At 36.4% G+C, this 17,714-nt stretch carries 16 protein-coding genes and 1 other RNA gene; 5 read left to right on the plus strand and 12 right to left on the minus strand.

Features of this window, described 5'->3' with window-relative positions; all coding sequences use genetic code 11:
- Positions 1-9 precede the first annotated feature (9 nt).
- The 11 genes from rimI to ACFIJK_RS04360 form a co-directional block, all read right to left on the minus strand.
- Positions 10-492 carry a ribosomal protein S18-alanine N-acetyltransferase gene (gene rimI / locus ACFIJK_RS04310; RefSeq protein WP_375626770.1) on the minus strand — a complete coding sequence of 161 codons (483 nt, stop codon included), beginning with the start codon at positions 490-492 and terminating at the stop codon, positions 10-12.
- The gene (gene tsaB / locus ACFIJK_RS04315; RefSeq protein ID WP_375626772.1) at positions 492-1,178 is read right to left on the minus strand and encodes a tRNA (adenosine(37)-N6)-threonylcarbamoyltransferase complex dimerization subunit type 1 TsaB; all 687 of its coding nucleotides are present in this window, start codon (positions 1,176-1,178) and stop codon (positions 492-494) included. The genes rimI and tsaB overlap by 1 nt, the downstream gene beginning before the upstream one ends.
- Positions 1,179-1,918: 740 nt before the next feature.
- A complete protein-coding gene (locus tag ACFIJK_RS04320; RefSeq protein ID WP_375626774.1) occupies positions 1,919-2,947 on the minus strand; it encodes a YeiH family protein in 1,029 nt (342 codons plus the stop codon).
- Positions 2,948-3,015: 68 nt separating this feature from the next.
- Entirely contained in the window at positions 3,016-3,621 is a 606-nt protein-coding gene (recR, locus tag ACFIJK_RS04325) for a recombination mediator RecR (RefSeq protein WP_375626777.1), read from the minus strand.
- A gap of 30 nt (positions 3,622-3,651) precedes the next feature.
- Complete coding sequence (locus ACFIJK_RS04330) at positions 3,652-3,975, minus strand: YbaB/EbfC family nucleoid-associated protein (RefSeq protein WP_375626779.1); 324 nt, start codon at positions 3,973-3,975, stop codon at positions 3,652-3,654.
- Positions 3,976-3,989: 14 nt separating this feature from the next.
- Entirely contained in the window at positions 3,990-5,930 is a 1,941-nt protein-coding gene (locus ACFIJK_RS04335) for a DNA polymerase III subunit gamma/tau (RefSeq protein ID WP_375626781.1), read from the minus strand.
- A gap of 222 nt (positions 5,931-6,152) precedes the next feature.
- An RNA gene (gene ffs, locus ACFIJK_RS04340) (signal recognition particle sRNA small type) lies at positions 6,153-6,250 on the minus strand.
- Positions 6,251-6,749: 499 nt separating this feature from the next.
- On the minus strand, positions 6,750-6,887 hold the full coding sequence (locus ACFIJK_RS04345) for a hypothetical protein (RefSeq protein WP_375626783.1): 138 nt from the start codon (positions 6,885-6,887) through the stop codon (positions 6,750-6,752).
- An 837-nt stretch (positions 6,888-7,724) separates the two neighbouring features.
- Positions 7,725-8,132 (minus strand): hypothetical protein, encoded by a 408-nt coding sequence (locus ACFIJK_RS04350; protein WP_375626785.1) that lies wholly within the window; start codon positions 8,130-8,132, stop codon positions 7,725-7,727.
- A gap of 537 nt (positions 8,133-8,669) precedes the next feature.
- Positions 8,670-9,533, minus strand: coding sequence for a prephenate dehydratase (locus tag ACFIJK_RS04355; protein ID WP_375626787.1), 864 nt, complete (start codon positions 9,531-9,533; stop codon positions 8,670-8,672).
- Positions 9,530-10,261: a 3-deoxy-manno-octulosonate cytidylyltransferase gene (locus tag ACFIJK_RS04360; protein WP_375626790.1), complete on the minus strand. Its 732-nt coding sequence runs from the start codon at positions 10,259-10,261 to the stop codon at positions 9,530-9,532. The genes ACFIJK_RS04355 and ACFIJK_RS04360 overlap by 4 nt, the downstream gene beginning before the upstream one ends.
- A 104-nt stretch (positions 10,262-10,365) precedes the next feature.
- Here ACFIJK_RS04360 and ACFIJK_RS04365 point away from each other — a divergent pair, with 104 nt between their 5' ends.
- A complete protein-coding gene (locus ACFIJK_RS04365) occupies positions 10,366-10,929 on the plus strand; it encodes a c-type cytochrome (RefSeq protein ID WP_375626792.1) in 564 nt (187 codons plus the stop codon).
- A 922-nt stretch (positions 10,930-11,851) separates the two neighbouring features.
- Here the strand turns inward: ACFIJK_RS04365 and ACFIJK_RS04370 are convergent.
- Positions 11,852-12,646, minus strand: a complete 795-nt coding sequence (locus ACFIJK_RS04370; protein WP_375626794.1) for a molybdopterin-synthase adenylyltransferase MoeB — start codon at positions 12,644-12,646, stop codon at positions 11,852-11,854.
- 87 nt (positions 12,647-12,733) lie between these two features.
- On the opposite strand from ACFIJK_RS04370, the gene gshB reads away from it, so the two are divergent.
- The 4 genes from gshB to pstA all read left to right on the plus strand — a co-directional run bounded on the left by gshB (position 12,734) and on the right by pstA (position 17,682).
- Positions 12,734-13,672, plus strand: a complete 939-nt coding sequence (gshB, locus tag ACFIJK_RS04375; RefSeq protein ID WP_375626796.1) for a glutathione synthase — start codon at positions 12,734-12,736, stop codon at positions 13,670-13,672.
- A 142-nt stretch (positions 13,673-13,814) separates the two neighbouring features.
- Positions 13,815-14,861 (plus strand): substrate-binding domain-containing protein, encoded by a 1,047-nt coding sequence (locus ACFIJK_RS04380; RefSeq protein ID WP_375626798.1) that lies wholly within the window; start codon positions 13,815-13,817, stop codon positions 14,859-14,861.
- A 74-nt stretch (positions 14,862-14,935) separates the two neighbouring features.
- On the plus strand, positions 14,936-16,396 hold the full coding sequence (pstC, locus tag ACFIJK_RS04385) for a phosphate ABC transporter permease subunit PstC (protein ID WP_375626800.1): 1,461 nt from the start codon (positions 14,936-14,938) through the stop codon (positions 16,394-16,396).
- A complete protein-coding gene (gene pstA, locus ACFIJK_RS04390; protein WP_375626802.1) occupies positions 16,393-17,682 on the plus strand; it encodes a phosphate ABC transporter permease PstA in 1,290 nt (429 codons plus the stop codon). Before pstC ends, pstA begins: the two co-directional genes overlap by 4 nt.
- Positions 17,683-17,714 lie beyond the last annotated feature (32 nt).

A 17,714-nucleotide genomic window follows, 5' to 3' on the forward strand; every position in this document is an offset into this window, starting at 1 on the left:
TCAATCTATTTACTTAAAAGTTTTTTGCATGATAATTGCATCACCACGACCATTTTTTGACGGGTAGTAGGCAAGACGTTCAGAAATTTTTTGAAATTCAAAGCGTTGATAAAGGTTCAAAGCAGAAAGGTTTGTGGCTTCTACTTCCAAGAATAATTTTATAGCGCCTTTGTCGTGAAGATGGTGAACTGTTCTTTCGATCAGAAAGGTACCAATTCCTTGTTGACGATAATGAGGGTGAACAGCAATCGTGATAATTTCTGCTTCATCAAGGATGAGACGGCATAGGCAAAAGCCTAAAATTTGATCAGAGCGATCGATGAGAAAAACTTTGTATCCGAAGATAGAGTGATCTGTTAAGAAATTATCAAAAGCTTCTTTTCCCCAAGACGGGGTAAAACAATGTTGATGAATTTGATGAAGAGGAGCACTATCATTAACTTGTAGCGGAGCAATTCCAAAAATCTTTTTTGTCAATGAAAATTTGGGCATTATTTTTTTTGTGGTAAAGCAAAATTGGTTTGTTGTTTTGCATCAGCGCTGCGTAGATAGAGTGGGCGAGGCGAATTTTTTGATTGTTTGTTTGCAGCAAGATAAGCATAGTTTACAATATCAGCCGCTTCGCAGGGGATTTTTTCTAGGACAATTTTTTCGTTTATTTTATGGCTTTTAATATGCTCCACAACGGCATCAGCAGCTGGGCCAGTCAGTCGGGTTTTTTTTGGCAAATCTTCGAGGATATTTTCAATTGTTTTTAATCCCGGCGCTCCTAAAGGTGTGAGATCATTATGAAAATTTTGATGGTAGAACATCTCTCTTCCTGCTTCAATGACAACAGTAATTGCTGATGCTGTACTTTTACTGTTTATTACTTGTGCTGCTAACGCTTCAAGAGCACTCACTCCAACAGCAGGTATTTCAAGTGCTAATGCCAAAGCGCGCGCTGTTGCAACACCGACACGTACACCAGTAAATGATCCAGGTCCAATATTGACAGCAATACGCTCAACTTGATCAAGCGTCATATTGGCTTGTGTCATTATTTGTGTAATCTGCCCAATAAGTTTTTCAGCATGTCCTTTGTTCATGCGCTCATTGATACGCGCAATAACAGATTTATGATGAATGAGCGCAACAGCACAATAAATTGAAGCAGTATCTATAGCAAGGATAAGCATAAAAATATTTTAGTCGAATAAAATGATAAACAAAAGTCCTGCTGTATTTTTAATCTTTTTATTATCGTATATTTCATTTATAAGAGAGTTACTAGTGCCAATAAGCAACAATATCTTTTTATGGGATAGAACGAGATGTTGATTTAATCCCTATTTGTTATCACTTTTTGAATGAGTACCTTGAATATTGTAAGATTCTCTTATCTCAAATATACTTATGGCAAAACAATTAAAGTTATTAGCTTGTAAATTACAAGCGAAATTAGGGTGTGAATAAAAACTCCTTTTACGAATCGTTTAAATGTAAGGATTGTCACAACATTTTAAGCTATCAAATAGTACGACGATGCCACTTATATTACATAGACTTATATTACATAGTAAGTAAAAGTAATTTAAAAGGGGGAAAGCCATGACCCCATATTTTTTCCAAACAAGAGCATATTTTATCAGTCTTTGTATAAAAACTTCAGCGTAATGAGAAGATGAAAGAAATGGCATTGTTTTACATGAGTTACGTATTTGATACTACGTCATTGCAAATCATTATGGACTGAAAAGCTAATTGAAAAAGTAATTCTGACAGTCTTCACTTAACATAACAGCTCTTTCAATTTTTTGTATAGAATAATGAGCAGTTTTTTAGAACTTTTGCTGGTTTTATAAAAAACTGCTTTTAATACTTAGTGAGCCTTTGAATTGATTGCATGCTCTGTTGAAAAAAATAATAAATGCATATTTCAAAATGTTATATGGTTCAGATCAATTAATCCTATCATGATAAGGCTACAAGCGCCAAGAAGGAGTATGGAGGAAGTTGAAGCTAAAATAACGCGCCATCCTGCTTTTTTTAATGAGCGGATATCAACACCTAATCCTAAAGCTGCCATTGAAATGACCGTGAACAGTTGAGCAATAAGTTTGATTGGATTGATAGCCTTTTCAGGGATAAGACCACTTGAGCGAACAAGCATCATGATAATAAAGCCAATGATAAACCATGGGACGAGAGTGTGTAGACGAAAATGTGTTTGTGCTGATCGACGATAGATGATGGATAGGATAAAAATAACAGGGCCCAACATTAAAACCCGCACCAATTTGACAATTGTTGCAATTTGAACGCTTACGAAAGATATTGGCGCTGTTGCTGCTAAGACTTGTGGTACAGCATAAACAACCATTCCTGCAAGCACACCATATTGGTTAAATGATAAATTCAAAAGTGGGTGTAAAAAAGGGAGAAATAAAATAATAAGAACCCCTAAAAGAGCGGTAAAAGCAATTGCTGCCGCTACATCTTCATGTTTAGCATGGATGACAGGGGCAGTTGCAACGATAGCTGAATTGCCACAAATGGCATTACCACAAGCGACTAGCATTGCTAAATTGGCAGAAAGTCCAAAAAGTCTGCCTATAACAAAACTAATGAGGATGGTTATAAATATAACGAATACGATGCTTGCAAGCAAATTCCAACCGGCTGAAAGAACAGCATGGATGCTAATGCTTGCCCCTAAAAGAACAATAGCAATTTCAAGAAGCGTTTTTGCACAAAAGGTTATACCTTTTTGGAAATATTTTGGCAGATTAAAACAGCTACGAGTAATGGATCCTAAGAGAATTGCCAAAACAAGGCTTTCAAGCCATGCTTCTGCGGAAAACAGTTTTTCTATCACTTCTAAACCATAAGCTAAGGCAGATATGAGCAGGCATAATAGAATACCTGGACCAAAATTATTCACAAGGGAAAGTTTTTTCTTTGACATTTTAATATTCCCTCATAAAAAGAAAAAAATAGCAAGTAAGAAGAGACAATGGGCATTAGAAGCGAGTTTTAAAGATTTGTTCGTGCTTGTACAGCTGCTGCTAAAGTTCCATCATCAAGATAATCAAGTTCGCCTCCTACAGGAACACCATGAGCAAGTCGCGTAATTTTAACTGAAAAATTGGAAAGCTGATCGGTGATATAGTGAGCAGTTGTTTGACCTTCGACAGTCGCATTGACAGCAAGAATAATCTCCCTAATAGGGTTTTGTACAACACGTTGTATTAAGGTGGCAATGTTGAGTTCGTCAGGACCTATTCCATCTAAGGGGGAGAGTCGTCCACCCAATACATGGTAACGTGCGGCTAAAGTTTTTGCGCGCTCAAGAGCCCACAGATCAGCAATATCTTCAACAACGATAATTGTTGTATCATCGCGGCGAGGATCTGTACAAATTGAACAAGGATCAATGGTATCGACATTTCCACAAACAGAACAAATGCCAACTTTTTCTATAGCTGCTTGTATAGCTGCTCCTAAAGGCTCCAGCAATGTCTCTTTTTTTTTGATAAGATGAAGCGCAGCACGACGCGCTGAACGTGGACCAAGACCTGGTATACGTGATAAAATCTGAATGAGACGTTCAATCTCAGGTCCTGCAATGTATTTAGACATATTTTTGTCCCAAGAAAAAGATCCGTTTCATTAAAATGGAAGCTTTAAACCTGAAGGGAGCGGTAACCCTGCCGTTATACTTTTGGTTTTTTCTTCTATTGCAATTTCGATTTTTGTTCTTGCTTCATTATAAGCTGCCATAATGAGATCTTCGAGAATTTCAGCTTCCTCAGGGTTGAGTAATGAAGGATCAATTTGAATTGCTGTTATAATATTTTTGCCATTTAAAGTGATATTGACGAGCCCCCCCCCTGCAGTGCCGGTAGCTTGCAGATTAGCTATTTCTTCCTGAATCTTCTGCATTTTTTCTTGCATTTCTTTGGCTTTTTTCATCATGCTCATCATTTCACGCATAGGAATAGGTATCCTTATTCATCATTGATATCATTTTTATTTTTTAAAATATCAGCATTTTTAAAGGTATTGGGGAGTAAATCAAGATCATTTTCTTCTTTATTGAGTCGAATATCGACAATTTTTGCTTCTGGGAAATGGTTGAGGATTTTCGCGATATCAGGATCTGTTTCTGCATTGGAAAAAAGAGTCTTTTGAATCGCTATACTTTCCTCCTGTAAGGTTGGGCCACCTCCTTCATTAACAAAAGTTATTGTCCAGCGTTTTTCAGTCCATTGAGATATCTTTTTTTCTATATCATGAGCAAGAAATTGAGGGGTATTTTCAGAAAGTCTTAAGGTAATATGCCCAGCTTCAAAAGAAACAGGATGAACAAATTCTTTAATAAGGAGTTTGAAAGGAGCATCATTATGCTGTTCGGCTAATTGAACAATATCGTGCAAAGAATTAATCACTAGAGTTTTAGGTTGAGTAATCTTTTCCGTTGTTTGCGTGACAGAATGCGATAAATTTGCACTCTTTTCAGAAAGATCAATAGATTGAGAAGTTTCAAGAGTTTCTGTTATTTCTTGGGCGTTGATTTTGTCAGGGTTTCGATTTCTAACTAAATTTTCCTGTTTTAAGGAATGATCTAATTGGTTTTTCAAGGATGTTTTTAAATCTGATTGATCTGGTAATGTATTTGAAACGCTGGAGGAAGCATGGGCTTCGACCATTGTTTCTTTTGTTATATTATTTGTATTTGTAGATTCTTGATGAGAAGAGTTTTTAGCCAGTGTGAGAGGTTTTTTTTCTTGCGTAAGCTTTTTTAAAGCTTCATCAAGAGTTGGTAAGTCAGCCGTGTGAGCAAGACGAATTAAAAGCATTTCAGCGGCTTGAAGCGGACGTGCAGTTTGATTAACTTCCTGCAAACCTTTGAGTAACATTTGCCAGTTTCGGGATAAAACAGGAACGGAAAGTTTTTTTGAAAAGTTTAAGCTTCTTAAACGTTGTTCTTCAGTCAGTGAGAAATCTTCCACTATTTCTGGTGTAAAACGTAAACGTGTAACCAGATGATTAAAATCGGCTAGTTCTGTCAATACAGTAAGAGGATCAGCACCTGCCTCATATTGACTGCGTAATTCATGTAATGCATTGACAACATCGCCCTTCATGATAAATTCAAAAAGATCAATAATACGTGCTTGATCCGCTAATCCTAACATTGTACGCACCGCAATGGCATTGACATTGCCATTGCTATGGGCGATCGCCTGATCAAAAATGGATAATGCATCACGTGCAGATCCTTCTGCAGCACGGGCAATCATAGAGAGTGCTTGATCTTCTACTTCTACCTTTTCATATTTCGCAATTTGGCGCAAATGTGTACTCAAAGCTTTTGATTCAATACGTCGCAAATCAAAACGTTGGCAACGCGAAAGAATTGTAATAGGAACTTTGCGAATTTCTGTTGTGGCAAAAATAAATTTCACATGGGACGGTGGTTCTTCAAGAGTTTTCAATAAACCATTAAAGGCTTGTGTTGAGAGCATATGTACTTCATCGATAATATAAACCTTATAACGTGCAGAAACAGGACGATAGCGTATTTGTTCAATAATTTCACGAATATCATCAATGCCCGTATGAGAAGCGGCATCCATTTCTATAACATCAATATGGCGTCCTTCGATAATTTGTGTGCAATGTTCACCAAGAGAGTCCAATACGGTTGTTGGTTGGTCAATATCTTTTGTTTTATAATTAAGTGCACGTGCCAAAATACGTGCTGTTGTGGTTTTACCTACGCCACGAATCCCTGTTAACATCCACGCTTGTGCAATACGACCTTTTTCGAAGGCGTTGGTGAGAGTACGCACTATAGCTTCCTGACCAATGAGGTCAGAGAAGTTTTGGGGTCGATATTTACGAGCAAGAACACGATAGGCTGTTTCTACCGGTACATTTTCCATGAATATTTCCAACTTCGAAGTTTTTTATGCATACATTTTGATATACAAAAGCGTAGATCAATACTGTAGTCTCATATAAAAGGATTTTTTCTTAATCAAATTATTTATGGGACAATTTGTTTAAAAATAACTAAATCCCTTCATTTGCTACATACAAATGCCGCTCTGAAGATTAAAAATACCTCGCTAAAAGACAGCATAAAAAATAATTTCTTCAGCAAAATAGGAGGTTGGCACGATGACCCGTACCAGAACTCGTTGGGGCTGCTTCTTTCCAGACCTGACCCAGTTGGCGAGCAGTTCGTCCACCACCAACCTCCCAAGTTCATATTGTCGATTTGGAATGAAAAATCAAGCTCAGAAACGAAAAATATCCTAAGAACGACGAAGAATTTTCCTTTGCGTTTAATTTATTGACATATAAACAACAAAGAGATTATGGATTTATCAGTTTTCATAGCAGTAGCTCTTCATATTTATTTGGTATGAAAATATTTTTCGCTTAAGATAATCTGAATGTATAATTATTCTCATTCGCTGAAATATGTAAGAGTTTTAGGATAGATATGTCTGTTCTAAAACTACGAAATTGAATCATCAAAAATTTACAACAGTCAAAGAAGCAAATAAAGTAGATAGATCATGTAATTGGCTAACATTCGAAAGTTAGGGGGAAGAGTGCTATTTAAATAATTAGCAAATATTGCTTTAATGATGTTGCTCCTCTCACACAAAACAGAACATCTCAAACAGAACAACTTAATGTTGTTCATTTACATGCTTTTTAAAGAGCTATTGCTCAGTACTCTTAACGATATTTCAAACCCCGCTCGTAAATAGGATACATGCTTCCCTTGAGGTGTAAATCCATTGTGCACTATCCTCTTTATGCTTAATAAAAGTATAAATTTGAGCTCTCATACTATTAACAATTCCCAATATTGCGATCCCTTGCACTTGAGAAGCTTTATAAGAAGCATTTTTATTCCTTTTTTAATCGTTTTTACTCACACACCACCTCCATTTGTAACTTTCAAGGAAACGATTTTAATTGATTTAATATGAAGATTTAAGATGGGAGGATCTTACTTTATTTGTGATTGTAATTCAGTATAAAAAAATCAAAGTCTTATAATGATAAGTCAATATCTTAAATAGCTTATAAGACCACTACCTTATTTCTATAACGAATGAGAATATCAAATACGTAATATTTTTTTCCTTTAACATATACGAATATAAATACTGAGTAGATGTTATCGCTCTTTGCGTGCTTGTTCTTTTAATTAAAAAACATCGATGTTTATCACAAGATGGGTCAATATATGAAGTTTCATCATTTGAGAAAAGATTTCATATATTTTTAAGGGGCTGTACTCATGCAAGAGAAGAGGCGACATTAAACGCTATAGAAATAAGGAGATATACTGGTTTTATAAGCATAAAAAGGTTCTTATTCGATATAAGCGACATTTTATAGTTTCAAATCTGTTTATCTAGGTGATTTGGGTACGATGTGCTTTACAGTGCTTAAAATGAAGCAGTTGCGAAGATAGAAGTTATATGCTTATAAAAAAATAGCTCTGATAGTAGAAAATACAGAACAATTGAATTTTAGTCTTTTAGTTTTTGCAAAAGTCCTTTAATATCTAACGTTCTGAGCAGCTTAAGGTTTTCCATATTAGTATAAAAATACCTCTTCGGCGATTAGTTTTAATAGCTCATTATGCTGTATTTTGAAAAAATAACTGAAAAAAATAAATCTACTCAAATTTAGATGTTACAGAAATATTATTAATCATAATCTCCTGTGTCACAATTGGTTCCAACAACTTTTTTCTTCGTAATATTCTTAAAAGTATAATGTCCTGACGAAGGAAAGCTTATATGAAGAGATTTTATATTTTTCAGTGTAAAGATCTTCTTTTCTTTATCATGGGTTAATTTCTTTTCATCATCAACAACAATTCTCAATTTGTTTAGATCAGAAGGGGCAGAGTACGATAAAGTGAAGGATACTTTATTCGGTTTAAAGATACTACAAGAGTATTCAACTCCTTGATGGACAATATCGGATGGGATGATCACAACACTTTCATCCAGCGCAAAATTCCATTTTTTCTCACCAAAGCCAGCAAATGCAACACTAGAGTAGGCGAGAATATTTGCAGCTAATAATCCTTGCGTGAAGATTTTTTTCATTATCCTTTCCTTTTTTCTAAAGTGAGATGAATCATAAATCAGTTTTTATAAAGATGAAAGTTCAAACTTAATGCTAAAAGCAGGTTTGAGTTGCATTTTCTAGCTTTAAACCATGTTCAGACTAATATCATTCTAATAAATTTGAATGCTCTATCATGTATAATAATTTGAATTGTTTTGAGAGTTAATTAGAAGTTCGTTATCTTTATTGGCATAAACTATCAGAAGAAATGACTTGTTTCAAGAACCTCTCTATAATATATAAAGGGAAATATATGGTACAAGTGTTTTTATTTTTGGTTACTGTGTTTTTTACATTGGTTTTTATACAAGTTGAATTGCTTTTTATCATGATATAATTTGTGAAAAAGTATTATGGAAATAATTTATATATTCTTTTATGAACCGTTTTTTCTTCTTCAGTTTTTATGAAGGGTGTTGAGTAGAAAAAAACGAGCTCTTCCAAGATGCGTCGCATCATGAAGTTTTTACGATGCTCTTTGATATCAGCAAAGAATGATGGCAGTTTAATTGCTTTTATATATACGATGTTCGATCGTTTTGTGCTGGATAAGTACCGATAATACGCAGTTCTGCAGAAAAGAAAGATAATTCTTCTAAGGCAAGTTTCATCATCGGGTCTTCAGGATGTCCTTCAATATCAACAAAGAATTGTGTTGCATTGAAATTTCCACCAATTTGATAGCTTTCTAATTTTGTCATATTGATACCATTCGTTGCAAATCCTCCCATAGCTTTATAGAGAGCAGCTGGGACATTGCGCACTCGAAAAAGAAGACTGGTGATAATTTTTTCGCCATTTTTAGGCTTGGGGACATGTCGTTTGGAGCGTGAAAGGATGACAAAACGGGTAATATTATGAGGGTTATCTTCAACATCACTTTCAAGAATATCAAGTCCATAGAGTTCTGCTGCGATCAGAGGAGCTAAGGCAGCCTGTGAGCGTTTAGCATTTTTTTTAATAAATTTTGCAGCTCCAGCAGTGTCTGTAGAAACAACAGGTTTCCAACCGTTGTTTCGTATGATTTTTCGGCATTGTGCAAGGGCATGCGTATGGCTGTGGACGGTTTTAATTTCGTCATATGTAACGCCGGGCAAAACCATTAATTGAAAATGGATAGGTAAAAAATATTCATCAATAATATAAAGAGATGATTGCGGTAAAAGATGATGAATGTCTGCAACGCGTCCTGCAAGAGTATTTTCAATAGGGATCATAGCAAGATCAGCTTGCCCACTTTCCACTAAATTAAGTGCGTCTTCAAAAGTAGCAGAGGGAACAGCATCCATATTGGGGAACATATTGGAGCAAGCAATGTGGGAATTAGCGCCGTATTCTCCTTGGAAAGAAATTTTATTGGTTTTTTGAAGTATTTTCATGCTAAAATCTCACAAACTCTATCGAGATCATGTTGTGTGTCTACACCTAAGGGAATTGTATCGACTATTTCCACATCGATACGCATATTGTTTTCTAATGCACGTAATTGTTCAAGTTTTTCACGTTGCTCAAGTGTAGAGGGTTTGAATGATACAAATTTCTCAAGTGCTTCGCGCCGATAAGCGTATATTCCAATATGATGATAAAGAGGACCATCTCCATAGGGTGCTGTGGCGCGCGTAAAATAAAGAGCACGAAGGCGATTTTGAGAAAGCGGTGTACCAATGATTTTGACGACATTGGGATCTCTTTTTTCATTTTCTTCAATGATTCGAGCACCCAAGGTTGCAATATCAGTAAAGCTATTTTCTAAAGGGCGTAGTGCATGAATGATTTCACGAGGCATTATTGTTGGTAGGTCACCTTGTATATTTAAAATGGTATTGTAACGTTGTTCAGGATCAATACGCATTAAAGCTTCATAAATACGATCAGATCCAGACTTATGATCACCTTGTGTTATGATACATTCATGCCCATAATCTGCAACAGCTTTAGCAATATCATTATGATCTGTTGCAACGATCGTACGCCCTATTGCAGCTTTTTTGGCTTGTTCTGCGACATGTACAATCATCGGCTTTCCGCCAATTTCAGCGAGAGCTTTTCGAGGAAGACGGGTTGAGCCTATACGAGCAGGAATAAGAATAATTGGTTCAAGAGCCATTGTAAGATTCCAAATGTCATCTGTGATGCATTTATGATGTTGTGTGTTATAAAGAAAAAGCTTAAACTAAAAATGGTAATGAAACCGTGAACATTTGAGTTTTTATGAATCGTCCGAGATTTATTTATTTTATTTGTGCTTGTTTATGTGTTCTGGTTATTATTGTGGGGATTTCCACACTCAGTAATATAATTTACGATCATCCTACATCAGTCCAATACTATTATACAGTTGCCAAGAATGATACATTTCAAGAAAAACAAAAAGCACCTGATGTTTCCCTATCACTAAATAGCCGTCTTCAACAAGGCAATTTTGAAAATGGCCGTAAACTTTTTCGCCAATGTGCCATATGCCATACTTCTGGACGCAATGAAGCAGGGCGTGTTGGTCCAGTTCTTTGGGAGATTGTTAACCGCCCTTTGGCATCAGCAGCAGGTTTTGCTTATTCACGGGCATTGCGTTCTCATTCTGATCAAAAATGGGATTTTATCACGTTGGATCGTTATCTACATTCTCCACGTGAAGCTTTTCCTGGGACCATTATGTCTTTTCGTGGAATTAAAAATGACCAAGATCGTGCCGATCTTTTGCTTTATTTACGCAGTTTATCCGATCATCCTGTTCCTTTACCAATGGATAATAATAAAGCAAAAGAGCTAAATTAACTTATACCATAAATGTTAATTTTAGAAAGATGTCTGATTTTTTTGTAATTTTAGTTTCACTGTTTTATCAAAAGAGCTCTTATTGATGTTTTGTTAGGGGGAACGCCCCTCACGCAAAACAGAATACATTTAACGTTGCATATTGACTCGCTTATTTTAAAGAGATCTTTTATAAAAATGCACTCTTTACGCTGTCATCTGTAGATTGGTTTTCAAGATTTGTGTGCTTCACTTTTTCTACATATACTTGTCTGTGAAATTATTGCTGAAGGATTATCAATTCATGAGCTGCAGCTTTCTGCTTCTGAATGCAATAATTATGTAATTAAAGCTCTCCACGAGGTTTATCTCAATCCTTCTATACACATCAATCCCTATGTACTTTTCTTGCGAACAGAGACAATTGATTATTCTTATACGTGCAATAATCCTAAGCTGCTTTTTATGATGCTTGATGAATAGACGTTTTCTCTTGAGGTTAGAGGTGTAGGGACAGATCATTTACCTTTTATAGTATCGATAACTAAAATATGATTTAGATTATTTGTTTATAGGTTATGGTATGAAGTAAGCACTTTCATGTGAAGCAAATTGGAAGCAATTTTTATGTGTGAATAGTAAAATAGTTGAATAGAGTTCTGCTGATTATATTTTTATTTACTTCGAAAATTTTTTACACAAGAATACTGATGGCAGCTAAGTTTGCACGAGTCTCTGTTCATTTATAGACGATGACATGAAATTATGCTGATAAGCTATTATAGAGAATTATTTTTTCACAAAAGGTCTTCCATATTTGTGATAAATTTAATAGTTTCCATTGGTTACAGTGTTTCGATGACTTACGATAAAACATCAGTATTTCAATACATATTGCGACATATTGCGAGAGTGCTAAAAATTAATGCGGGAGGAGACATAATCATGATTCCCCAAGCTTCTTAATAACTATGGCATTTTTCTTATAATTTGAGCGTTTATAAGTAATAATATTAAATTGCGCTAATAATCCATTGTAGAGAAGAATTTTTCCCACTAAGGGTTCACCAATATTTGTGATCATTTTAATAACTTCCATTGCTTGTAGGGTCCCAATAACGCCAGGTAAAACACCGATGATTCCAGTTTCAGCGCATGTTGGGATAGTTCCGTGAGCCGGAGGCGTGGGAAATAAATCGCGATAGTGAGGATTATTGTCTTTATATGGCATAAGGACGGTTAATGAGCCATTAAAACGTTCTACAGAACCACTTATTAAAGGTTTTTTGCATTGGGCAGCGTGATCAGCAAGAAGATAGCGTGTCGTAAAATTATCACTTCCATCAACAATGATGTGGTAAGCATTGAGCAGTTTATCCACATTACTTTTATCTAAGCGTAGGGTGTGTTTTTCAACTACAACATGAGGATTTATTGCTTTTATAGTGGTTTCAGCACTGTCTGTTTTTCTTTTGTTTATTGCATTTGTTTTATGAATAACTTGGCGTTGTAAATTGGAAAGTGAAACGATGTCGTTATCGACAATTCCAATGGTTCCAACACCTGCGGCAGCCAAATAGGTTAAGACAGGAGCACCAAGACCACCAGCGCCCACAACAAGAACACGTGCTTTTTTTAGCTTTTGTTGCCCTGCACCACCAATCTCAGGCAAAATGATGTGGCGTGCATAGCGTTCGATTTCTTTGTTGTTTAATTTTGTATCTGTTTCTTGTGTCATAAATTTTCTCTTGTCATAGTTCTTTTATTGTTTACTAAGTTTATGGTGCATAGACCAGTCTGCTTTTAGGATAGGGAGGATTTATTTATGAAAATTGCCATTCAGATGGATCATATTTCAACAGTTCGGATTCAAGGAGATACGACATTTGCACTCGCTTTAGCAGCACAAGAACGTGGACATTCTCTCTTCCATTATACACCAGATCGTTTATCTCTGTGTGATGGTTGTGTGATTGCACGACTAGAGCCATTGATTGTGCGTGATAAAGAGGGAAGCCACTATCAATTAGAAAAGCCTGCTCGCACGGAATTAACAGATATGGATGTGGTTCTTTTACGCCAAGATCCACCTTTTGATCTCAATTATATCACGACGACTCATTTGTTAGAACGTATTCATCCTAAAACACTCGTTGTGAATGATCCAGCATGGGTACGCAATAGCCCAGAAAAAATTTTTGTTACTGAATTTTCTGATCTGATGCCAGAAACATTAATTACCAAAGATATTGAAGAAATAACAGCTTTTAGAGAGACATTTGGCGATATTATTGTTAAACCACTTTATGGAAATGGGGGCGCTGGTGTTTTTTATTTAAAACAAGATGATCGCAATTTAGCATCATTGTTGGAAATGTTTGCAGAAATTTATCATGAACCTTTTATTGTTCAGCGCTATTTAGAGGCAGTACGAAAAGGAGATAAAAGGATTATTTTGCTTGATGGTACACCCGTTGGAGCTATTAATCGAATTCCGACAAAAACAGATGTGCGCTCTAATATGCATGTTGGAGGTCGCGCGGAAAATGTTGAGTTAACAAAACGTGATTATGAGATTTGTGAACGTATTGCTCCAGCCTTAAAGGAACGTGGTCTTCTTTTTGTGGGGATTGATGTGATCGGAGATTATATAACAGAAATTAATGTGACGTCTCCTACAGGAATTCGTGAAATTAAACGCTTCTGCGGTACAGATGTTGCTCATTTGTTTTGGGATGTTATTGAGTTCAAGCGTTCAAATTAATTTATTTGACAGAGGACAAAAACATGGTTTTAAAAAAATGATCCATGTTGTTTTTTATATTTGTTATGTTGCAAATGTGAACTAGAATGACCGTATGATATAAATTAAGAGGCTGTGTCCTCAATTTTTAGGGAGTTTATAGATGAGCAGAGTATTATCAATTGGAGTGGGATTGATTTTTGCGCTACTGCTGTCAGCAAATGGAGGCAATGCGCGCGATCAAATACAGATTACTGGTTCATCTACAGTTTTACCTTATCAAAAGATTGTTGCTGAGACATTTGGAGAAATTTATCCCCATTTTAAGGTTCCTGTTATCGAATCAGGTGGAACAGGAGCTGGTATTAAGGAATTCTGCCGTGGTATTGGGGAGAACACCGTTGATATTGTCAATGCTTCGCGAGCAATGAAGCCGAGTGAATTACAGTCTTGTTTTGATGCTGGTGTAAAAGATGTTGAGGAAATACGTATTGGGTATGATGGTATTGTTTTTGCAACAGATATTAAGGGTCCTGATTGGAAGTTAAAGCCAGTAGATGTTTATAAAGCTCTTGCTGCTCGAATTATTATAGACGGAAAGTTGCAACCGAATAATGTTTTGAAATGGAGTGCAGTTAATAGTGCTCTTCCTGATTGGACGATAGCAGCGTATATTCCTGGAGAGAAGCATGGGACGCGTGAAGTTTTTGAGGAAAAATTACTTACTGAGGGGTGTAAAGAGAGTGGGGCAGTTGAGGTGATGAAGTCTTTAGGAATGGATGATAAGGAGATACACACTGCTTGTATTGCGATACGTAAGGATGGAAAAGCGGTTGATATTGATGGTGATTATTCTGAAACATTTGCGCGTCTAACTTCTAATAAAACAGGGGTTGGTATTTTTGGTTTGTCTTTTTATCAAAATAATGCTGATAGGCTAAAGGTTGCCGATATTAACGGTTTTGCGCCAACAGTTGAGACGATTTCTAGCGGACAATATCCAGTTTCTCGTCCGCTTTTTTTCTATATTAAGAAAGCACATTTAGGTATTATTTCAGGTTTGCGAGAGTATGTTGACTTTTTTCTTTCTGATCAGATGATTGGTCCAGAGGGTCCTTTGGCTGAATATGGTTTGATTGTTTCTCCTGAAAAGGAGCGTCAAGCGCAGCGTTCTGATTTTTCTGCTGGTCGAGTAATGACATTGAAATAATTTGCAGGGAAAATTTGTTGGATTTCTGGAATAGGAAACTTGGGTGCTATTTTTTATAAAAACTGAAAGATAAAATGCGCATTTCCTTTATTATTTTGCTGTTATTGATTTTTGGATTTTGTGGCTTTTGTATTTCTTATATGCGAGCACGCATTCTTGAATACAGACAACATAAGATGCATTCTCGTGCGTATTATTATGGCTGGTGGACATTTTTGATTACTGTTATTCCAGCTTTTATTTTTTTAATTGTTTGGGATGCTGGGAGTACAATTTATTTAGAATATAATGCCTCTCGAGAGCTTGGGGCGTATAGTGCGCATGTAACAGAGTCTGTAAATCATGATCTACTTTGGGAGACACTTCGAAGTCTCGTCAAAATGATTCATCGCTTTGAGGGGAATCTTTCTACCGCTTCCTATAAGGAAGTGCAGGCACAATTACTCGCGAAGGGATTGATTGTATCTCATGAAGCATCAGATGATGTGTTCAAAATAGCCCGGTCGTGGGTATTCTCTTCTGAAAAGCTTAAGTTTATAGGTTATGGTTTCCTTTTTGCTATTGCATTCTTTGGTTTTATCTGTGGAATGATGCAAATTGCGCCTCATCAGCGTGCGCGCAATAAGGTTGAATCTTTTATTATTATTGGATTAATTTGTGCATCTATTGTTGCAGTTTTGACAACAATAGCCATTGCGCTTTCTATGCTTTTTCAGACAGTGAGCTTTTTTCAGTCTGTATCCTTTTCAAATTTCTTTTTAGGAACTGTTTGGGATCCGCGTTTTTCCGCGAGTGGCTCAAGCGATGAAGTAGGACAATTTGGTTTAATACCGCTTCTTGCTGGTACGCTTTATATTGCATTTGTCGCCATGCTTTTTGCTGTACCTATAGGACTATTTTCAGCTCTTTATATGGCTGAGTATGCTTCTACGCGATTGCGAGCAATTGTAAAACCATTGTTGGAAGTTCTTGCTGGCATCCCAACCATTGTTTATGGTTTTTTTGCTTTGAAGGTTGTAGGACCATTTTTACGTGATCTCTCTGCGTCTCTCTCAGATGGGGGTGGTTTTATTATGGCACAAAGTGTTTTGACTGCTGGAGTTGTGATGGGAATTATGTTGATACCTTTTGTTTCCTCTTTATCGGATGATGTTATTACGGCTGTTCCACGCATTTTACGTGAAGGTTCTTATGGTTTAGGCGCAACGCAATCTGAAACAATTAAAAAAGTTGTTATACCAGCAGCGCTTCCAGGGATTATGGGGGCCATTTTGTTGACGGCATCGCGTGCAATTGGAGAAACAATGATTGTGGTTTTGGCGGCAGGTGTTGCAGCAAACTTAACACTCAATCCTTTCGAAGCAATGACTACGATGACTGTAAAGATTGTTAATCAATTGACCGGTGACTTTGAGTTTAATTCTCCACAAACTCTGGTGGCTTTTGCCTTAGGAATGACGCTCTTTGTTATGACACTTTTGATGAACATTCTGGCTCTTTATATTGTGCGTAAATATCGGGAACAATATGAATGAATGAAGATTTTTTCCCTCGTCGCAATATTAGCCTCAAGCGTCGGTATTGGGCTGAACGTCGTTTTCGTGCCTATGGTTTGATTGCCATTTCTATTGGTTTGTTTTTTTTATTTACGCTTTTATGGTCTATCATTGGTCAGGGTTATACAGCTTTTTTTCAAAGTGAAATGACATTATCGATTTATTTGGATGAAAAGATCATTGATCCAAGTGGTCAACATAAAACAAAACCGCGAGTACTCATGACGGCGAATTATCCACTTCTTGTACGCAATGCTTTAGCAAAGAAACTTAATATAGATCAAAATGATCGAGCCTCTCTTCGGGAAGTTAATCGTATGTTTTCAAATAGTGTTCGCGTTCAACTGCGTGAAATGGTGACAAAGAATCCAAAACTGATTGGCACGATGCAAAAAGTTAAAGTTTTGGCATCTGCGGATATTGATTCTGCTTATAAGGGACAGATTGATCTGCGTGTAGCAGAAAAAAACCGTAAAGTTTCTAATCGACAAGTAGAATGGATAAAGCGTTTAGCGCATGATGGTACGCTTTATAAAACATTTAATATTGGTTTTTTTACATTTGGCGCTTCAAGTCGTCCTGAGACTGCGGGATTAGGTGTTGCGATCATTGGTTCTCTTTATATGATAGGCATCGTTTTATTAGTTTCACTCCCGATAGGCATAGCAACGGCTCTTTATTTGGAAGAATATGCACGCAAAAATAAATTTACAGATTTTATAGAGGTTAATATCAATAATCTTGCAGCTGTTCCTTCAATTGTGTTTGGTCTTTTAGGACTCTCTTTTTTTGTTAATTTTTTAGGATTACCACGTTCAGCTTCTTTTGTTGGTGGTCTTGTTTTAGCGCTCATGACTCTTCCTACGATCATTATTGCAACACGTTCTGCTCTGCGTGCTGTTCCTCTCTCTATTCGTGCAGCAGCTTTAGGACTGGGAGCATCAAAAACACAAATGATTTTTCATCATGTTGTTCCTTTAGCTGCGCCTGGTATTTTGACAGGCACAATTATTGGAGTCGCTCAGGCTTTGGGTGAAACAGCTCCTTTGCTTTTGATTGGAATGGTTGCTTTTGTTGTTAATATTCCTACGACCCCTATGGATCCAGCAACAGCTTTACCTGTTCAAATTTTTATGTGGGCGGGTGAAGCAGAGCGTGCTTTTGTTGAAAAGACATCAGGAGCTATTATTGTATTAATGATTTTTCTTGCGATCATGAATATTTCTGCGGTTTTTTTACGTCGACGATTTGAACGCCGCCAGTAATTTTAATAAAACAACAGCTTTGATAAGATTTT

Source organism: Bartonella sp. PS17NMGDW (genome assembly GCF_042193555.1).
Classification (GTDB): domain Bacteria; phylum Pseudomonadota; class Alphaproteobacteria; order Rhizobiales; family Rhizobiaceae; genus Bartonella; species Bartonella grahamii.